The 16,542-nt window shown below is 33.7% G+C and carries 16 protein-coding genes; 15 read left to right on the top strand and 1 reads right to left on the bottom strand.

Going from position 1 to position 16,542, the window contains the following annotated elements:
* Positions 1 to 123: 123 nt before the first annotated feature.
* From NSA47_RS05505 to NSA47_RS05475, 7 genes are all read left to right on the top strand, one after another.
* Positions 124 to 1,956 carry a BglG family transcription antiterminator gene (locus NSA47_RS05505; RefSeq protein WP_257529911.1) on the top strand — a complete coding sequence of 611 codons (1,833 nt, stop codon included), beginning with the start codon at positions 124 to 126 and terminating at the stop codon, positions 1,954 to 1,956.
* A 38-nt stretch (positions 1,957 to 1,994) separates the two neighbouring features.
* A complete protein-coding gene (locus tag NSA47_RS05500) occupies positions 1,995 to 2,450 on the top strand; it encodes a PTS sugar transporter subunit IIA (RefSeq protein ID WP_257529910.1) in 456 nt (151 codons plus the stop codon).
* 15 nt (positions 2,451 to 2,465) lie between these two features.
* Positions 2,466 to 2,777 (top strand): PTS fructose transporter subunit IIB, encoded by a 312-nt coding sequence (locus NSA47_RS05495; protein WP_257529909.1) that lies wholly within the window; start codon positions 2,466 to 2,468, stop codon positions 2,775 to 2,777.
* Between the two features lie 11 nt (positions 2,778 to 2,788).
* Positions 2,789 to 3,880, top strand: coding sequence for a PTS fructose transporter subunit IIC (locus NSA47_RS05490; protein WP_257529908.1), 1,092 nt, complete (start codon positions 2,789 to 2,791; stop codon positions 3,878 to 3,880).
* Between the two features lie 107 nt (positions 3,881 to 3,987).
* Positions 3,988 to 4,842: a class II fructose-bisphosphate aldolase gene (locus NSA47_RS05485; protein WP_257529907.1), complete on the top strand. Its 855-nt coding sequence runs from the start codon at positions 3,988 to 3,990 to the stop codon at positions 4,840 to 4,842.
* A 28-nt stretch (positions 4,843 to 4,870) separates the two neighbouring features.
* The gene (locus tag NSA47_RS05480) at positions 4,871 to 5,740 is read left to right on the top strand and encodes a ketose-bisphosphate aldolase (protein WP_257529906.1); all 870 of its coding nucleotides are present in this window, start codon (positions 4,871 to 4,873) and stop codon (positions 5,738 to 5,740) included.
* Between the two features lie 329 nt (positions 5,741 to 6,069).
* Positions 6,070 to 6,168 (top strand): putative holin-like toxin, encoded by a 99-nt coding sequence (locus NSA47_RS05475; protein WP_257529905.1) that lies wholly within the window; start codon positions 6,070 to 6,072, stop codon positions 6,166 to 6,168.
* 324 nt (positions 6,169 to 6,492) lie between these two features.
* Here the strand turns inward: NSA47_RS05475 and NSA47_RS05470 are convergent, their stop codons facing one another.
* A complete protein-coding gene (locus NSA47_RS05470; protein ID WP_257529904.1) occupies positions 6,493 to 7,275 on the bottom strand; it encodes an IclR family transcriptional regulator in 783 nt (260 codons plus the stop codon).
* 455 nt (positions 7,276 to 7,730) lie between these two features.
* Between NSA47_RS05470 and NSA47_RS05465 the strand changes: the two genes are divergently transcribed.
* From NSA47_RS05465 to NSA47_RS05430, 8 genes are all read left to right on the top strand, one after another.
* Entirely contained in the window at positions 7,731 to 8,882 is a 1,152-nt protein-coding gene (locus NSA47_RS05465; RefSeq protein WP_257529903.1) for a trans-sulfuration enzyme family protein, read from the top strand.
* A 553-nt stretch (positions 8,883 to 9,435) separates the two neighbouring features.
* Complete coding sequence (locus NSA47_RS05460; RefSeq protein WP_257529902.1) at positions 9,436 to 10,851, top strand: alanine/glycine:cation symporter family protein; 1,416 nt, start codon at positions 9,436 to 9,438, stop codon at positions 10,849 to 10,851.
* A 332-nt stretch (positions 10,852 to 11,183) separates the two neighbouring features.
* Positions 11,184 to 12,974 (top strand): BglG family transcription antiterminator, encoded by a 1,791-nt coding sequence (locus tag NSA47_RS05455; protein ID WP_257529901.1) that lies wholly within the window; start codon positions 11,184 to 11,186, stop codon positions 12,972 to 12,974.
* 30 nt (positions 12,975 to 13,004) lie between these two features.
* Complete coding sequence (locus NSA47_RS05450) at positions 13,005 to 13,460, top strand: PTS sugar transporter subunit IIA (RefSeq protein ID WP_257529900.1); 456 nt, start codon at positions 13,005 to 13,007, stop codon at positions 13,458 to 13,460.
* Between the two features lie 50 nt (positions 13,461 to 13,510).
* On the top strand, positions 13,511 to 14,149 hold the full coding sequence (locus NSA47_RS05445; protein ID WP_257529899.1) for a histidine phosphatase family protein: 639 nt from the start codon (positions 13,511 to 13,513) through the stop codon (positions 14,147 to 14,149).
* A 93-nt stretch (positions 14,150 to 14,242) separates the two neighbouring features.
* Complete coding sequence (locus NSA47_RS05440) at positions 14,243 to 14,701, top strand: PTS sugar transporter subunit IIA (RefSeq protein ID WP_257529898.1); 459 nt, start codon at positions 14,243 to 14,245, stop codon at positions 14,699 to 14,701.
* A 146-nt stretch (positions 14,702 to 14,847) separates the two neighbouring features.
* Positions 14,848 to 15,129 carry a PTS sugar transporter subunit IIB gene (locus tag NSA47_RS05435; RefSeq protein ID WP_257529897.1) on the top strand — a complete coding sequence of 94 codons (282 nt, stop codon included), beginning with the start codon at positions 14,848 to 14,850 and terminating at the stop codon, positions 15,127 to 15,129.
* Positions 15,130 to 15,158: 29 nt separating this feature from the next.
* On the top strand, positions 15,159 to 16,529 hold the full coding sequence (locus NSA47_RS05430) for a PTS galactitol transporter subunit IIC (RefSeq protein WP_257529896.1): 1,371 nt from the start codon (positions 15,159 to 15,161) through the stop codon (positions 16,527 to 16,529).
* Positions 16,530 to 16,542 lie beyond the last annotated feature (13 nt).

Below are 16,542 nucleotides of genomic sequence, written 5' to 3'. Positions count from 1 at the left end.
GTGTCATAATAAGAATATTCCAAATACAATGTACATTACTTCCACATTGTTGCGGAACACAATGTAATATTCATTATGTAAACGGTTTGCTATAATAACAATTAAGAAAAAGGAAGTGGTAATATGGATCAACTTAATCAAAGACAAATAGAATTACTTAGATTATTGATTAGCGATAATTCATATAAGCCCATAAAAAATTTTGCCCACACTTTAGGGGTATCCAATAAGACTATTTCATGGGATTTAGATGAGATTCAATCTTTTATTGAAAAAACTGGGTCTACCTTAGAAAGAAAATCCGGGAGCGGAGTAAAACTTCACTATGATGATGCCCAATTATTTCAACTGGTGGAGATCATCAATAGCCATGGAAATATAAATGAACAAATTTCAGTGGAGCAAAGAAGAGCTGAAATTGCCAGAAGCTTATTATTAAATTCCAAAGAATATACCACCATTCAAAAGCTTTCCAACCAGTACTATGTGAGCAGAACCTCTATACTCAATGACTTAAAATACATTGAGGACCAATTTAGAGAATTTAATATTAAAATTATCCGAACAAGGGATGGAACCCGTATTTCCGCAAAGGAAATGGATATTAGAAATGCGCTTGCCTATGTTATTCAAGAAAATATTCATTACAATTCAAATTATTTAATAGAATATCAGATTTTACGCCATAATGAAAATAATATTGAGGGATTGGACGAAGTGGATGAAATCAAGTTCTTTGAAAATCTACTCAATGGATTAGAAAGTGACATGAAAAGAATTATCTATGAGCCTTATTATACAAACTTATTGACCCATCTACTGATCATGACAAAAAGAATTCGAGAGGGCAATGATCTAGAAGAGATAAGAGGCAGTAACGATAGACTAACAGAGATAGATAGCAAAATATACAAAGGCGTATTTAAAATAGTAAATCAGATAGAAAATCACTATGATATCAAAATTGCAGATAATGAAGTGTTTTATATCTATCAATATTTGATTTCCAGTGGTTTAAGGAATAAGGATAATCAAATATCAAAACCCAGTGATGAACTGGAAGCCCTATCAAAGATGTTTACCCGTAAGCTTATCGCTGTCATTTCCGATATGAGTGAAAAAGATTTTAATTATGATAATAAACTATTTCAATCTCTATTGTTGCATATTAAACCAATGCTAAACAGGCTTGTAGCCGGGATTAAAATCAAAAATCCTTTATTGGATGAAATAACTACTGAGTTCAGTGAATTCTTTACCATCACGAGGATTGCCTGCATGATTGTATGCGATATGCTGGAGATAGAAAACATCAGCTTGGATGAAGTTGCCTATATTATGACCTATTTCCAATATGAAATAGAAAAGTCCAATTCAAATAAACAAGCCATCGTCATATGCCATAGTGGTTATGGAACTTCCCAGCTCCTAGCAACAAGACTTAGAAAATCCTTTGCCAATCTTAATATCAGTGATGTTATCGCATCTAGCAAATTGAATAGGGTTGATTTAGATGATATCGACCTGATTATTTCCACAGTTAAATTAAATATAGACAAGCCCTATGTTTTAGTATCAGCCTTTTTAGGGGAGGCGGATATTAAAAATATTCAACACCTAATAGACAATCAGTCCCTTGGGAAAATAAATAATAAGCAAAAGGAAATATTTGAGGATGTAGTTGTAAATAATACTTATAACTATAAGAAGGAGACAGATTTACCCAATATCCTCAAGAAAAACCAAGGGATTGAATTCAATAAAAATGAAATGGTATGTCTGAATGAAACAATCTGTATATATCCCTATAAAACAAATGAAAAGAGTACCCTTTTATTGACCAGTATAGACAAAGAGAACAAAGATATATATGTCATAAAATATGATAACCATCATTATTTGATCTCTACAGTAAAGAAAATAATCAGCAATCATAACAAACAAAAATCTCCATAAAGAATGGATGGAATACATTAGATAGGAGCGATGAACAAATGGACTTGAGAAATATTATCTTAGAAGAACGAATTAATCTCAATCTTAAAGCAAAAACAAAACAGGAAGCTATAGATGAATTAACAGACTTATTAGTAAAAACCGGATCGATAACCGATAAAGAAGGCTTTATAAAAGATGTATACGCCAGGGAAGAAATTGGAGAGACAGGTATGGGCGGTTATATTGCTATACCCCATGGCAAATCAAAACATGTGGCCAAAACGGCCCTTGCCATTGGCAGAACCTCTGAAGAAATCCAATGGGAAAGCTTAGATGGAAAAGGAGTAAAACTGATTATCCTATTTGCTGTACCCGAAGAAGATAAGACTAGTGTCCACATTAAATTGCTGGCACAGGTAGCGTCAACCTTAGGGGATGAAGAGAAATGTGAAAAATTATTATCAGTAGAATCTACAGAAGATATTCTAGAAATCATGACAAAACATGAATAGAAAGGAGGTGGAAAGATGAAAATTGTTGGAGTTGCCGCTTGTACATCGGGAATAGCTCATACTTATATCGCCAAAGAAAAACTCGTTAAGGCTGCAGAAAGTCTTGGACATGAAATAAAAATAGAAACCCAAGGAACCGTAGGGACAGAAGGTAAATTAGAGAAAAAAGATATCGACAATGCCGATGTAGTGATCATTGCTGCAGATATTAAGATATCTGGTAAAGAAAGATTTGAAGGGAAAAAGATGGTAGAAGTACCCACAAGTATTGTCATTAAATCACCTAAAGGATTAATGAAAAAGGTAGAAGATTTAGTAAAAGAATAGGGGGAATAAAGATGTTGAAAAAATTGCAATTAAAAAAACATGCATTAACAGCTATTTCCTATATGTTACCCTTAGTCGTGGCCTCAGGATTATTAATTGCTATAGGCAATCTAACCAATGGAAACGTCATAGGGGATTATACTCAAGCTTATTCTATTCCCGATGCCTTAGTTTCTTTGGGCGTATTGGGAATGGGTTTATTGGCCCCAGTCATTGCAGCGGGGATAGCATATTCCATCGCTGATCGTCCAGGAATTGCACCAGGTCTATTTATGGGACTTATTGCCAATTCTATAGGTGCAGGATTCCTTGGCGGTATGTTGGGGGGGTATATTATTGGTTATTTCATCAATTGGCTTAAGAAAAATTTAAAAGTACCTAAATGGGCAGAAGGTCTAATGCCAATGATGATCCTACCATTGATCTCTACACTAGTTATTGGATTATTGATGTATTTTGTCATTGGTGTTCCTATCGTTGCAGCTACAGATGCTTTAACCGCCTTCTTGGTGAATATGCAAGGCGCATCTAGATTTGTATTTGGTTCTATAATGGGAGCTATGGCCGCTTTTGACTTTGGAGGACCAGTGAATAAAACCGCATCTCTATTTGCAGATGGTTTATTATTAGAAGGAATACTAGAGCCAGAGGCGGTAAAGATCCTAGCATCTATGGTGCCACCCTTTGGGGTAACCTTATCCCTAGTGTTTTCTAGATTCCTTAGAAAGAAAATATACTCCAGTAGAGAGGTAGAAAACATCAAAGTTGCTTTCCCTATGGGGATTGCCATGATCACAGAAGGAGTTATTCCTATAGCCGCTGTGGATCCTATTAGAGTTATTGCCTCCTGTTCTATAGGGGCAGCTATTGGTGGAGGACTATCTATGATGTGGGGAGTAGGGTCACCTGTTCCATCAGGAGGAATGTTTATTGTACCTGCTATGACCAATCCTATTAAATTCCTTATAGCATTGGCTGTAGGTTCCCTAGTAACAGCAGTTCTCCTCTTGGTTCTCAAGAAAGAACCTAAGGAGCAAGAGATATTTTTAGAAGAGGAAGAAGAAGAGGAAGATATTGATTTATCTAATATTAGATTATCTTAACAGGAATATCAACTAGTTGTGCTCGTTAAAATCTCATAGCTAGCACAACTAGTTATACTTTAACTCGATATATAGATATACCGAATTATTCTAGGAGGGAAATTATCATGTACGTTTCCATGAAAGAAATGCTAGAAAAAGCCCATAGGGAAAACTATGGGGTTATGGCCATAAATTGTTTTAATCTGGAAACAGCTAGGACGGTTATTAATGCAGCAGAAGAACTCAAGGCCCCTATTATTGTCAATATCGTAGAAGAACATTTAGTCAAGCATGCTCCCAGCGATCTTATTGCTCCCATGGTAAAAACCTTGGCCAACAAGGCATCTGTTCCCGTAGCTTTAAACTTAGATCACGGGAAGGATCAACATTTAGTCTTTAAAGCTATTGAAGATGGATTTTCTTCCATTATGTACGATGGATCAGATTTTGATTTTGAAAAAAACATTGCAGAAACTAAAAAAGTGGTAAGCTATGCCCACCAAAGGGGGATATCGGTTGAAGCTGAGCTAGGTAGCCTAGGAGGAACCGAAGGTGAGAATTATACCGAAAATGCTATGAAGACAGATCCAGATGAAGCCAAAAGATTTGTGGAAAGCACTGGAATAGACGCTTTGGCTATATCCTATGGCAGTTCCCATGGAGACTATCCTGAGGGCATGGTACCAGAGTTTGATTTTGAAAGATTAAAGGAAATCAAGGAAAAAGTAGATATTCCCTTGGTTCTCCATGGAGGATCAGGATCCGGAGAGGAAAATATTTTAAAATCTGTACAACACGGCATCAATAAAATCAATGTAGGCTGTGATTTTATGAATGCCAATAGGGACAGTGCTCTTAAAATCCTCAAGGAAAATCCTGATATCAACTTCTTTTATTTAATGCATCAAGTGGAAAAAGATAGTGCCCAAGTGATTAAAGATTACATCGAATTATCCGGTTCCAAGGGTAAGGCCCTATAAAATACAAACTATAATTGGAGTGAACAATATGCTAATGAATATGAAAGAACTATTAAGTGTAGCTCAAGAAAATAAATTTGCAGTGCCAGCATTTAATATAGGAAGTGGGCAAATCTTAAAGGCTGTCATAGAAAGTGCCAATGAAAAACAATCCCCTGTAATTCTAGCCCTTCATCCAGACGAGCTATCTTTTTTGGAAGATAGTTTTGTAGCATCCTGTATTGAAGAGGCCAATAAATCCAATGTGCCCATGGTCATCCATTTGGATCATGGTTCTACTTTTGAGCAAGTACTAAGAGCTATTCGAGTCGGATTTACCTCGGTAATGATTGATGCATCTCATTTATCCTTTGAGGAAAATATAGAAATCTGCAAAAAAGTAGTAGAAATTTCTCATCCTCTAAATGTCTCTGTAGAAGGGGAATTAGGAACTATTGGAAATGCAGGAAATTCTGCTGAAGGTGGAGCAGATGAAATCATCTATACCGACCCAGCTAAGGCAAAGGAATTCGTAGAAAGAACAGGAATAGACACTTTAGCCGTTGCCATTGGAACCAAACATGGGATTTATCCTTCTGATATGAAACCAGAATTAAAACTAGATCTATTAGAGGAAATTAGAAAAGAAGTGGCAGCACCTTTAGTTCTACATGGAGGCTCCAGTAATCCTGATGATGAAATTGCTAAATCAGTAACTCTAGGAATTTCAAAAATAAATATCTCCAGTGATATTAAAGCCGCTTTTTATAAAAAAGCTAGAGAGATTTTTGACAGGGATAAAAATATCTTTGAACCCAATGCCATCTATCCTGAATGTATAGAAGCAACCAAAGAAGTGATTGAATTTAAAATGAATTTATTTAATTCAATAGATAAGGCAAAATTATACTGTAAATAATACATGGTATAAGAAAATAAACGAAGTAATCACCTCAGAATAAAAAAGGAGAATATTTATACAAAAGGGATGAAATGAAAAAGTTTCATCCCTTTATCTTTTGTAGCGCAATTGAAGGGGTTGTTCTTATCTAAATCAATAATGAGGTTATTCATGGGATGAGTGGATATTTATATACTGAGAAATGGTAATAGGCAAGATTATTGTTGATGAGAGAAGAATTTCATGGAAAATAATTATAATATTTGATAAAATAGGCATAAGGTAATCGGATAAAAGCAGGGTGTGGTCGCCACTTCTCTACTTAAGATGAAGGGAGGTGGTGCGATATGAGTACATATGAGGCAATATCTTTAATGATAACCTTTGGTGTATTTACAATATCGCTAATCTCCTATTTAGATAGGAATAAGGACCAAAAAAAGTAATCACCCTGCACGCCCATGCAGAGTGATTAATGAATAATTAACTCCAAAGTGGCAATCGCATTTTGCGAATCCGATTACCTTTTTTATTATTATACCATAGATAAGGAAAAATAAACAAAACTTTTAAAAAATTAAATCAGGGTAGCAATAGATAGACTTTAAGTCAGATAAGGATATCCTTATCTGACTTATTAAAAATAAGGACAATTGAGTCTTTTTTATAAAATGCTATCTATTTCTCTATTTTATCTCCTTCTTATTTTCATGAATAATAGATTGTAATAAATCCATCAAGTTTAATTTCTCATTTTCTTTTTGTAAAGTCTATGCTCCTATCAATTTTTCAGTAATTTTTTTACTATAATCTGTCATATCTACAATTATTTCTTGGGTTTGATCTTTCAACTTTCCAATGGGTCCTGTTAAACTTAAAACGCCAATTAAGTGGTTTTGGTTATCATAAATAGGAGAAGCAATGGAATAGATCCCTATTTCTATTTCTTCATTTTCTATGCTATAACCAGTTTCATAAATTTTCTTTGCTTCAAAAAGAATATCCTTTTTTTCTACAAGGGTTTTATCTGTAAACTTTACGAAAGACTCTTGTTTTAAATAATATTCTAATTCTTCTTCTTCCATATGAGCTAAAACTATTTTCCCAGAGGCAGTTGCATTCAGGGGAATAGGATATCCAGTGACAGAACTGATCGTATAATAAGAATTATTAGGTTTTATCATTTCTAAAAAAATTAAATTTTGGTCTCTATAAGAAAACAATCTACTGGAAGCCTTATATTTGAGGCTTAATTTTTTTATATAATAAGAGCCTATTTCTTTTAGTCGTATGGAGATTGAATCAGAAACCAATTGGTATTTGCCTAATAATTTTGGGCTTAATAAATATTTTCCATTGCTATTATTTTGGTCGATATATTCATTGATACTTAAGGTTTTGATAATTCCATGAACTGTGCTTTTATTTAGACCCAATTTTTCACTGATTTCACCCAATGTCAATTCTCTATGTAATTGATCAAAACATTCAAGAATATCTAAAGCTCTTTGTACCGATTGAATGACTCGGGGTCTAGTGTTTTTTTCATCCATTTAATTCTTCCCTTCTAATTAAGAGGTCTTAATTATTTATTAGAGTATACTATTTCCTCCTTTTATTCTAATGTAAGTATCCATAAATTACAAATTTATTTGATATTATCATAAACTTATTGGATAGGATTAAATCAATTCACATAATCAATGAGTATAAATTCCTATCTACAAATTCTTCCACATAGATTTTTCTTTGCCTTTTTCTCATATAAACTCTCTTCTTCTACTATTCATTTACATGATCCTATTTTTATTGTTTCCTTTATGGCGGCTCATCTACTTTATCAAAAAGACTTAATTTTATGCTGTGCACATAATTACTTGCAGATTGATATTTGCTACTAAATAAAAAAAATTTTTGATAATGACAAATAGTGTTTGACAATATTGAATGTACTCTTTATAATAAAAGTGAAAAGGTTTTAAAAATAATTTTGAGGAGGAGTATTTCAATGAAAGAAGAACAAATGGGATTTGCAACACGTGCTATTCAATCAGGTGAAGTGGTTGATCCTACGACTCGAGCTCTTAATACACCGATTTATCAAAGTGCCACCTTTGCCTTTGAGTCTGCCCAAGAGAAAGAAGCTGCTGTAGATGATGGAATGAACTGGGTCCCTGATACATATTTTTACAGTCGGACCGCCAATCCAACGACTGCTGCCTTAGAGAAAAAAGTGGCTGCATTGGAGGGTGCAGAGGATGCGACCATCACTGCCTGTGGAATGTCGGCGGTTAGTTCAGCATTATTGAGCATCCTAGATGCAGGAGATCATTGTATAGCCTCTATTGATCTTTTTACAGTAACGAAATCTCTTTTAGATGATGTATTTGCTAAAAAAGATATTGAAGTTACCCGGGTAGATACTAATGATTTATCCAATGTTGAAAAGCAGATTAAATCAAATACCAAAGTTATTTTTGTGGAATCTTTGTCTAATCCACATTTAAATGTTACTGATATACCAGGCCTTTCCAAGCTTGCCCATGATAATGGTTTGCTTCTTATCGTGGACAATACTTTCTTATCACCCTATCTTTTAAGACCCTTAGAATTAGGTGCGGATCTTGTAGTGCACTCTGCAACGAAATACATTTCAGGTCATGGGGATGCATTAGGGGGTGTAGTGGCTGGAAATAAAAAAATTGTAGATCAGGTACGTTATTATGGAGACAATCTAGGGACTGTAATTAGCCCATTTAATTCTTGGTTGCTCCTCCGGGGCCTACGTACACTGCATCTTCGAATGCAAGCCCATGCAAAGAATGCCCAAGCCATTGCAGAATTCCTTGAATCACGATCTGAAGTGGAGTCTGTAATCTATCCTGGACTTGAAAGCCATCCAGATTATGATAGGGCTCAAAATCTCTTACCTAATGGTAAAGGGGGAATGGTTTCCTTTTATCTAAAGGGAGGCGGGCCAGCAATGGAGGAGTTAGGCAAAAACCTTAAACTATTTTCCATCGCAGTGAGTCTTGGTGATGTTCGAAGCCTTTACTATCCAAATCCAAAGAAGAATAATTTAATTCGTCTTTCTGTTGGGTGTGAAGAGGTGGAGGATTTAATTGCTGACTTTAAGCAGGCTTTCGATAAATTAGATTAAGGACCGCCATATTACATTGGAATAAAATTTTCACGAGTGTTTAATTATTAGATTTATCACCATTGATATTTTCTAATCTAGAGTTTTTATAGAATTTCCATAATTTTAGGTATAGAAAAAGCCAGTGTCCTAGGGCTAAATAGAATTATCCAAACCATACCACCCAATGAAAGGACACTGGCCAGAAAATCAGATCTTTTTTACCCATTATCATTTAGCATCGCATGAAAATGGATGAACTCATAACTGAAAAGAATACCCTCTATATTTGTGATAAAAGGTACCTTGACGATAAGAACAATACAAAATGATTTAATTAAGGGGCAGAAATTTAAATAGGATTAAATTATTAAAAATGAATGGAACTATATATTTTTAAATTATATGAAAGCGATCAACCTAAATAAAATAACAATAATAGAAAATTGTTTAGCTATTATTTAAAGTTGGCATGTGAAATATGCAAAATATAAAAGCAAAGTGTGTTTTTATTTTAAAAGCTTAATTTAAAAATAGAAAGGGGGATGTTAGCGCTATTTGCTAACGAAAAACTATGGATATTTTATTGAATTTTTTTAATGCAATTAATGGGGTGTTCTGGGGCAACTTTATGGTTTTCATTTTACTCGGTACTGGAATCTTTTTCTCTTTTAGGCTGAGGTTTCCTCAAATTCGAAGACTGAAGGATGCATTTCTTATTACTTTTGGTGATTTTAAATTTGGGGAAAAGGCAAATAAGGAAGGAATGAGCTCTTGGCAGTCGCTCGTTACAGCTATAGCAGGACAAGTCGGCACAGGAAATATTGCAGGTCCTGCAACAGCTATTATGGCAGGAGGTCCGGGTGCAGTTTTCTGGATTTGGTTAAGTGCTTTCTTGGGGATGGGAACAATATTTTCAGAAGCTACTGCAGCACAAAAATACAAAACAACTTTATCAGACGGGACTGTAACAGGTGGTCCAGCATATTATATAAGAGCTGCATTTACCGGAAAATTTGGAAAAGTTTTAGCGGGAGCATTTTCTATATTTCTTATAATAGGTTTTGGAATGGCTGCCGCAATGGTTCAAGGGAATACCATTGCTGATGCAATAAACAATTCTTTCGGTATACCACCATTAATAACAGGCATTGTAGTGGCTATATTATTATTTGCTGTAGTTCAAGGGGGAATAACAAGAATTGCATCAACAATCACTAAGATCGTTCCTATTATGGCAATATTTTATACTGTGTGTGGACTTTGTATATTAGCAATTAATTTTTCTAGTATACCGGAAGCCTTTGCAATGATTTTTAAAGCTGCTTTTTCACCAAGGGCAATAGGAGGAGGTTTTACAGGTATTGCTGTTAGGCAAGCAATGCAATATGGAATAGCAAGGGGATTGTTTTCCAATGAATCTGGTATGGGTTCCACTCCACATGCTCATGCGGTAGCAAAGGTTAAACATCCTTGTGATCAAGGACTTGCTGCTATGATGTCAGTAGTAATAGATTCATTCATAATCTTAACAATATCTTGTGTATTAATATTAGCTACAGGTTCTTATCAAAGTGGGGCAGAAGGTATAGGTGTCATTCAAGGAGCCTACCAAAGCGTATTTGGACATATGGGTTCTATATTGATTACCATCACCATATTCTTCTTTTGCTTTTCAACAATTATTGCTGCTTATTTCTATGGTGGACAAAACTTCAAGAAGCTTTTTGGTGTCAGATCAGTTCCCGCATATATCGTGTTAATACTTTTCTTTGTTTTATTTGGCTCAATAGCAACAGTAAGCTTAGTTTGGGCAATATGTGATACTTTTAATGGACTAATGGTATTTGCAAATCTCATTGGATTATACGGAATTAACGGCGTTATTGTTAAGCTTTGGAAGGAATATGAAGAAGGTGGAACAGATTTAGATACAACTCTAAATACAATTAAGAAAAAGAGGGCAGCAAAAAAAAGTGGTGCAGTATAAATATTAATAAGGATATAAATTCGGACTTTTCAAGAACCTTTTACACTTCCCATGAAGTCATATCCATTTCATCAAAAAGCTGAATGCCAAATATCTTAATTGGTTATTCAGCTTTTTTTATGAAATAGGAAAGCTGGTCTTGTTCCTCTAAAACTAAATCTTTTTATTTCATAAGTGCGGCGATAGCCGCTTTTTTGTAGCCTTAAATAATAAATAGGTTTCCTTTATAAAGGAAGTTTGCACATAATCTACTTATCGTTACAGAACTGACATGTAATAGAATTTCATATAGAAGCGTAATATAATCAGGATTAAAAGGGGCCTATAAAATTATGAATAAGAGACAAATAGATCTGTTAAAAGAATTGATAATTGAAGATGGCTATCAGGCGATTAGACATTTCTCACATATTTTAAATGTCTCAGGCAAAACCATTTCAAAGGACCTAGATGAAATAGAAAAATTTATACATTCTAGTGGATGCAAAATCGATAGAAAACAAGGGATAGGAGTAAAACTGAATTATACATCATCACAATTAGAGTATTTAAACAGCCTATTGAACAGTATTAAAGTATCTGATAGCGATCATGATTTAGAACAGAGAAGAATTGAGATTTTATTAAATCTTCTCATTTATACAAATCAATACACCAATATACAAAAGCTTTCGGATAAATACATGGTAAGTAGGACATCCATTGTTAATGACTTAAATGAAATTCAACATCAACTAGATAAATATCATTTAAAAGTCTCCAAAACATTAAAAGGAACAAAAATTATAGGCAGTGAAATCAATATTAGGAAAGCTTTGGTCTCTATACTTCAAGAGTATGTGGAAATTAACCCCAAGTATATTACAAAATATCAGGATATGAGACATAAAGAATTAAGGATAGGTGAAATGAAAGTGATGTTAAAGGAGCGGTCTATCTCCTTTTTCGAAAATCTTTTAAATGAATTAGAAAAAAAGCTGAAGATAGTTATCTATGAACCCTATTATATGAATCTGCTTACCCATCTAATTATTATGACAGGTCGAATTATAAACGGGAATTATATCAATGAGAATTCGGCACTCAGTGAAACTGTAATAATAGAGGATCATGAACTGTATAACAGTGCTATTTACATAATAAAAGAAATAGAAAAACAATTTGATATTCAAACAAATAAAGAAGAGTCAATCTATATCTATAAATACTTGATATCAGTAAGATTAGGTTATGAAGGACACGCCAAAGAAGATAATAATAAATCCAATTTTGTACATGCTAGTTTTACAAATTCTTTAATCAATATTGTGTCCCAAATGTTAGGTATAAGTTATCATCTTAAAATTAGTTTATATGATCGGTTGATACTGCATATCAAACCGATGTTAAACAGATTGAAATACCATATTCATATTAAGAATCCTTTGTTAAAGGATTTTTTACTAGAATTTGAAGAACAATTTTATATTACAAAAATTGCCTGCTATTTGGTTTGCCGTAAGTTCGACATGAAGATGATAAAAGATGATGAGGTTGCTTACATTTTATCTTATTTTATATCTGAAAATGAAAGAAATCTTGAAACGATGAAAATAAAAACATTGGTTGTTTGTCATAGTGGCTATGGAACAAGTCAATTATTAACGACTAGATTAAAAAATACCTTTCCCAATATTGATGTTGTAAATGTAATTCCATCTTATTCGGTCAGTAATATAGATTTAAATGCAATCGATTTAATTATCTCCACCGTTAATTTAGATATAGAAAACCCCTATTTGATGACTTCTGTATTTCTTAATCATATTGATAAAGAAAATATTAAAAATTGTATAGAATTAATCCAGAATAATAAGAAAACCCCTCATTTTTGTAAGGAAGGGCAATTAGTATCAATAGAAACAGCTGAAATGCACAAAGATGTGGAGGAAATTCAAAAATTATTTGATAAAAAAGAGTTAATCTATTTAAAGGAACAGATCTATGTCTATGTGAAATCAGATTTAAAGGATTTAGTTAAAAGATATACCCTTATGCAGGATAAATTGGAAACCTATATCTTTGTTATATATTATTCAAATTATCAATATTTATCATCTGCTTTAAGGAAGATAATAGAGTAAAAAAGTCAAAGGTTCAAAATAGGAGAAAATATGACGATTTCTAAGGTTATTAGTGAAGATTGTATCATCTTAAATTTAAAAGTCCATTCCAAAGAAGAGGTTATTAAAAAACTATCAGAGCGTTTAATAAAAAAGGGCGCTGTAGTAGATAAGGACAGATTTATTCAAGATATCTATAAGAGAGAAAATATGGGACCTACTTTCGCGGGAGATTATCTAGCAATGCCCCATGGCCATTCCCATTGCGTAGTTAATCCAGCAATTGCCATTGCTAGAACAACAGATGAAATATCCTGGGACAATAATAAAAACTTAGTAAGATTAATTATACTCTTGGCTATTCCAAAAGATTTAAAAAGAGAAATAGATATAGAGATATTGAAAAATGTAACGGCTTCATTAGGGAATATAAGATTAATAAAAGATTTATTACATGCAAGTACCAAGGAAGAAATTCTGAAACATATTTATAGCACAGCGAAATGAAAGAGATCTTATACTATGGTCATACAATTTGTCTACATAGGAGGGTAAGGATGGGGTATAAAAAGATATTTTTAGTTCGCCATGGACAAACAACGATGAATGTTAAAGGCATTTATCAAGGAAGAGTTAATTCAGATTTAACTTCCCTGGGCATACAACAAACGAAAGGCGTTGGAAAGTATATCCACTCAAAGGAAATTGTTTTTAAGGATATCTATTGTTCAACCTCTCCAAGAGCTATAGACACTTGTAAATTAATCATAGAGACCATGGGAAAGAATGCTGTTAAAACAGTTAAATACGATAATCGATTAGTAGAAATGGATTTTGGAATATTTGAGGGACAATCAATAGAATTGTGTAAAACAAACTATCCACATACTTATTATGATCTTTATCATCATCCACAAGATTATGCTCCTCTTGGTGATGGTGAAACAGTACAACAAGTCATTGATAGGGTTTCCCACTTTTTATCTGATTTGAAGAATGATGAACATAAGGATGCCGAGAATGTTTTGGTAGTGACCCATGGGGTTATTATTAGAGCCATCTTCTATTGTTTGTTGCACAGAAAAATAGAAGATTTTTGGATAGATGAGGATATCCCTTCTTCTTCACTAACCATATTAAGCAAAGATGACAATAGAGCCTATAGAATAGATGAGTTATTTATTACTTGCCATTAATTTGTTTGTGAGAAAAAATAAGTGATTCATCCCATGGACAAATTTTATTGGAATGAGTTGAACAACCCAGATATAAAAGGAGATGTGAAGATGATGAGAACTGATTTTTTTTCAAGAGAGCTTACCTTTGGTGACTTTGAAGCCATAGATAGTTTAGATTTAATTAGAAAGGCCTATCCAATCCTATTAGAAAAGAGCAAAGTAAAACCATCTTTCTTAGACGCCATTTTAGCTAGGGAAATAGAATATCCTACGGGTTTACCCACTGTTCCATTTGGAGTTGCTATTCCCCATGGGAATACAGAACATGTGATTGAGCCATGTATGATGTTAATTCGGCCCAGACATCCTGTGAAATTTCATGAAATGGGCAATGATGCCAATGTGATCTATGCACATTTCATTGTTTTGATGTGTTTAAAAGAAGAAAAATCACAAATAGGGACCTTATCAAGATTGATGGAGTTATTTATGAATTCAGAATTTATGAATGCTCTACTGGGATGTAAGGATGCTGCAGAAATATTTGAATTATTTTATTCTTCATTTTAATTTGTCAATGGATATTTGGGTGTAGAATTGAAATTTTTGGTTTATCCGCTTTTGTCCTAGGGGGAAAAGTATTTATTAAATAGTAAAGCTAGGGGAAAGTGTTGGATAAATTTAAAAATAAAATAGGCAGTTAGGAGGTGAAGCCCATGAAAAAAGTTATTGTGGCATGTGGATCAGGCGTAGCTACATCCCAAACAGTTGCTTCCAAAGTAAAAAGAATGTTGGAGGAGAAAAAAATTAGAGCCCAGGTAGAAGCAGTAGATATTAAATCCATTGGTCAACATTTAAAACGATGTGATGCATACATTAGCATAACGGGTCCTAAAAATATCAATACAGATGTACCCATTTTTAATGGAATTGCGTTTTTGACGGGAGCAGGTATGGATAAGGAATTTGAAAGGTTGGTAGAAGTTCTTAAAAAATAATGATAAGCACAAAGAAAGGGGTGAATATTGTGCAAATAATTCAAACATTATTTGACACGATATTAGGGTTAGGTTCACACATTTTTTTGCCTATAGTTATCATCATTCTTGGTTTAATCGTTAAACTGAAGCTCAAAGATGCAATTTCTGCAGGGTTAACCTTAGGGATTGCATTCATAGGAATGAATACCATTATGAATTTCATGTTTGGTTTTATTTCACCAGCAGCCGAAGCCATAGTTGAAAACACAGGTCTACAGCTGACATCCATAGATGTAGGCTGGTCTCCAGTTTCATCCATTGCATGGGCGTGGCCATATGCTATACTGCTTTTCCCTATTCAAATTATTATTAATATTGTTATGTTAGCAATAGGGAAGACCAATACACTAAATGTTGATATGTGGAATGTTTGGAATAAGGTATTAACAGCTGTTTTCGTGTACTACGTAAGTAATAATATTGTTTTTGCTCTATTTATTGGTGCTGTGCAAGTAGTCCTTGAATTGATTATGGCAGATGTAACACAACCCCAAACCTATCGTTTATCAAATATTCCTGGTGTTGCATTTCCCCACAGTATGGCATTGATAAATGTTTTTTTAAATCCCTTTGACCAAATATTAAGAAAAATTCCTTTCTTAAATAAAGAATTAGATGTGGAAGTTTTAAAGGACAAAATTGGAATTTTTGCAGAAAATCATGTTATGGGCTTTGTGGTAGGAATAGTATTAGGTTTGGCTTCAGGATATGATTGGAAAGGTTCACTAAATTTAGCTGTATATTTGGCGACGGCATTGGTTTTATTCCCTATGGTGGCTAAATTATTTATGCAAGCTTTAGCACCTATATCAGATGCTGCATCTGAATTTATGAAAAAAAGATTTCCAGGACGGGACTTTTATATTGGCTTAGATTGGCCCTTTTTAGCGGGCTCATCAGAAATCTGGGTAACCTTAATTATTTTAGTTCCTATTATTTTGATTATTTCCGCAATATTGCCAGGAAATACTATTCTACCTGCAGGTGGACTGATTAATGTATGTGTGGGGGCACCTCTATACATTTTAACTGGCGGACATATTCTGCGCATGATCATTATTGGTGCTATTTCAACACCTATATTTTTATATGCAGGAACTTACTTTGCATCTACCATTACCAATCTAGCATTGGAAACAGGCTCTTATCAACTGGGAGCAGGCCAGACGATCTCATGGGCAACTATGGAGTCACCAGGCTGGCGGATGGTTGTTGCACAATTTGCGGAGATATTCAATGGTAAATTTATTGGTATTTTATTGATGGCAGTTTACATCGCTTTATATGTATATTTTGTCATGACCTTTAAAAAACGGAATATACAATTTGAACAAGAAGATGCATTAAGTGAACAGTAATACAATCTCAAAA

Origin of the sequence: Irregularibacter muris, from assembly GCF_024622505.1 — a bacterium.
GTDB lineage: Bacteria > Bacillota > Clostridia > Eubacteriales > Garciellaceae > Irregularibacter > Irregularibacter muris.
Note: the sequence above shows the minus strand (reverse complement) of the source record. Positions and strands in the feature narration are given on the sequence as shown.

Excerpts from the sequence above, each read along its gene's own strand:
- NSA47_RS05490 (WP_257529908.1), top strand. The coding sequence starts at position 2,789 with ATGTTGAAAAAATTGCAATTAAAAAAACATGCATTAACAGCTATTTCC.
- NSA47_RS05485 (WP_257529907.1), top strand. The coding sequence starts at position 3,988 with ATGTACGTTTCCATGAAAGAAATGCTAGAAAAAGCCCATAGGGAAAAC.
- NSA47_RS05450 (WP_257529900.1), top strand. The coding sequence starts at position 13,005 with ATGACGATTTCTAAGGTTATTAGTGAAGATTGTATCATCTTAAATTTA.
- NSA47_RS05470 (WP_257529904.1), bottom strand. The coding sequence starts at position 7,275 with ATGGATGAAAAAAACACTAGACCCCGAGTCATTCAATCGGTACAAAGA.
- NSA47_RS05500 (WP_257529910.1), top strand. The coding sequence starts at position 1,995 with ATGGACTTGAGAAATATTATCTTAGAAGAACGAATTAATCTCAATCTT.
- NSA47_RS05480 (WP_257529906.1), top strand. The coding sequence starts at position 4,871 with ATGCTAATGAATATGAAAGAACTATTAAGTGTAGCTCAAGAAAATAAA.
- NSA47_RS05445 (WP_257529899.1), top strand. The coding sequence starts at position 13,511 with ATGGGGTATAAAAAGATATTTTTAGTTCGCCATGGACAAACAACGATG.
- NSA47_RS05440 (WP_257529898.1), top strand. The coding sequence starts at position 14,243 with ATGAGAACTGATTTTTTTTCAAGAGAGCTTACCTTTGGTGACTTTGAA.
- NSA47_RS05460 (WP_257529902.1), top strand. The coding sequence starts at position 9,436 with ATGGATATTTTATTGAATTTTTTTAATGCAATTAATGGGGTGTTCTGG.
- NSA47_RS05455 (WP_257529901.1), top strand. The coding sequence starts at position 11,184 with ATGAATAAGAGACAAATAGATCTGTTAAAAGAATTGATAATTGAAGAT.
- NSA47_RS05475 (WP_257529905.1), top strand. The coding sequence starts at position 6,070 with ATGAGTACATATGAGGCAATATCTTTAATGATAACCTTTGGTGTATTT.
- NSA47_RS05505 (WP_257529911.1), top strand. The coding sequence starts at position 124 with ATGGATCAACTTAATCAAAGACAAATAGAATTACTTAGATTATTGATT.
- NSA47_RS05495 (WP_257529909.1), top strand. The coding sequence starts at position 2,466 with ATGAAAATTGTTGGAGTTGCCGCTTGTACATCGGGAATAGCTCATACT.
- NSA47_RS05435 (WP_257529897.1), top strand. The coding sequence starts at position 14,848 with ATGAAAAAAGTTATTGTGGCATGTGGATCAGGCGTAGCTACATCCCAA.
- NSA47_RS05465 (WP_257529903.1), top strand. The coding sequence starts at position 7,731 with ATGAAAGAAGAACAAATGGGATTTGCAACACGTGCTATTCAATCAGGT.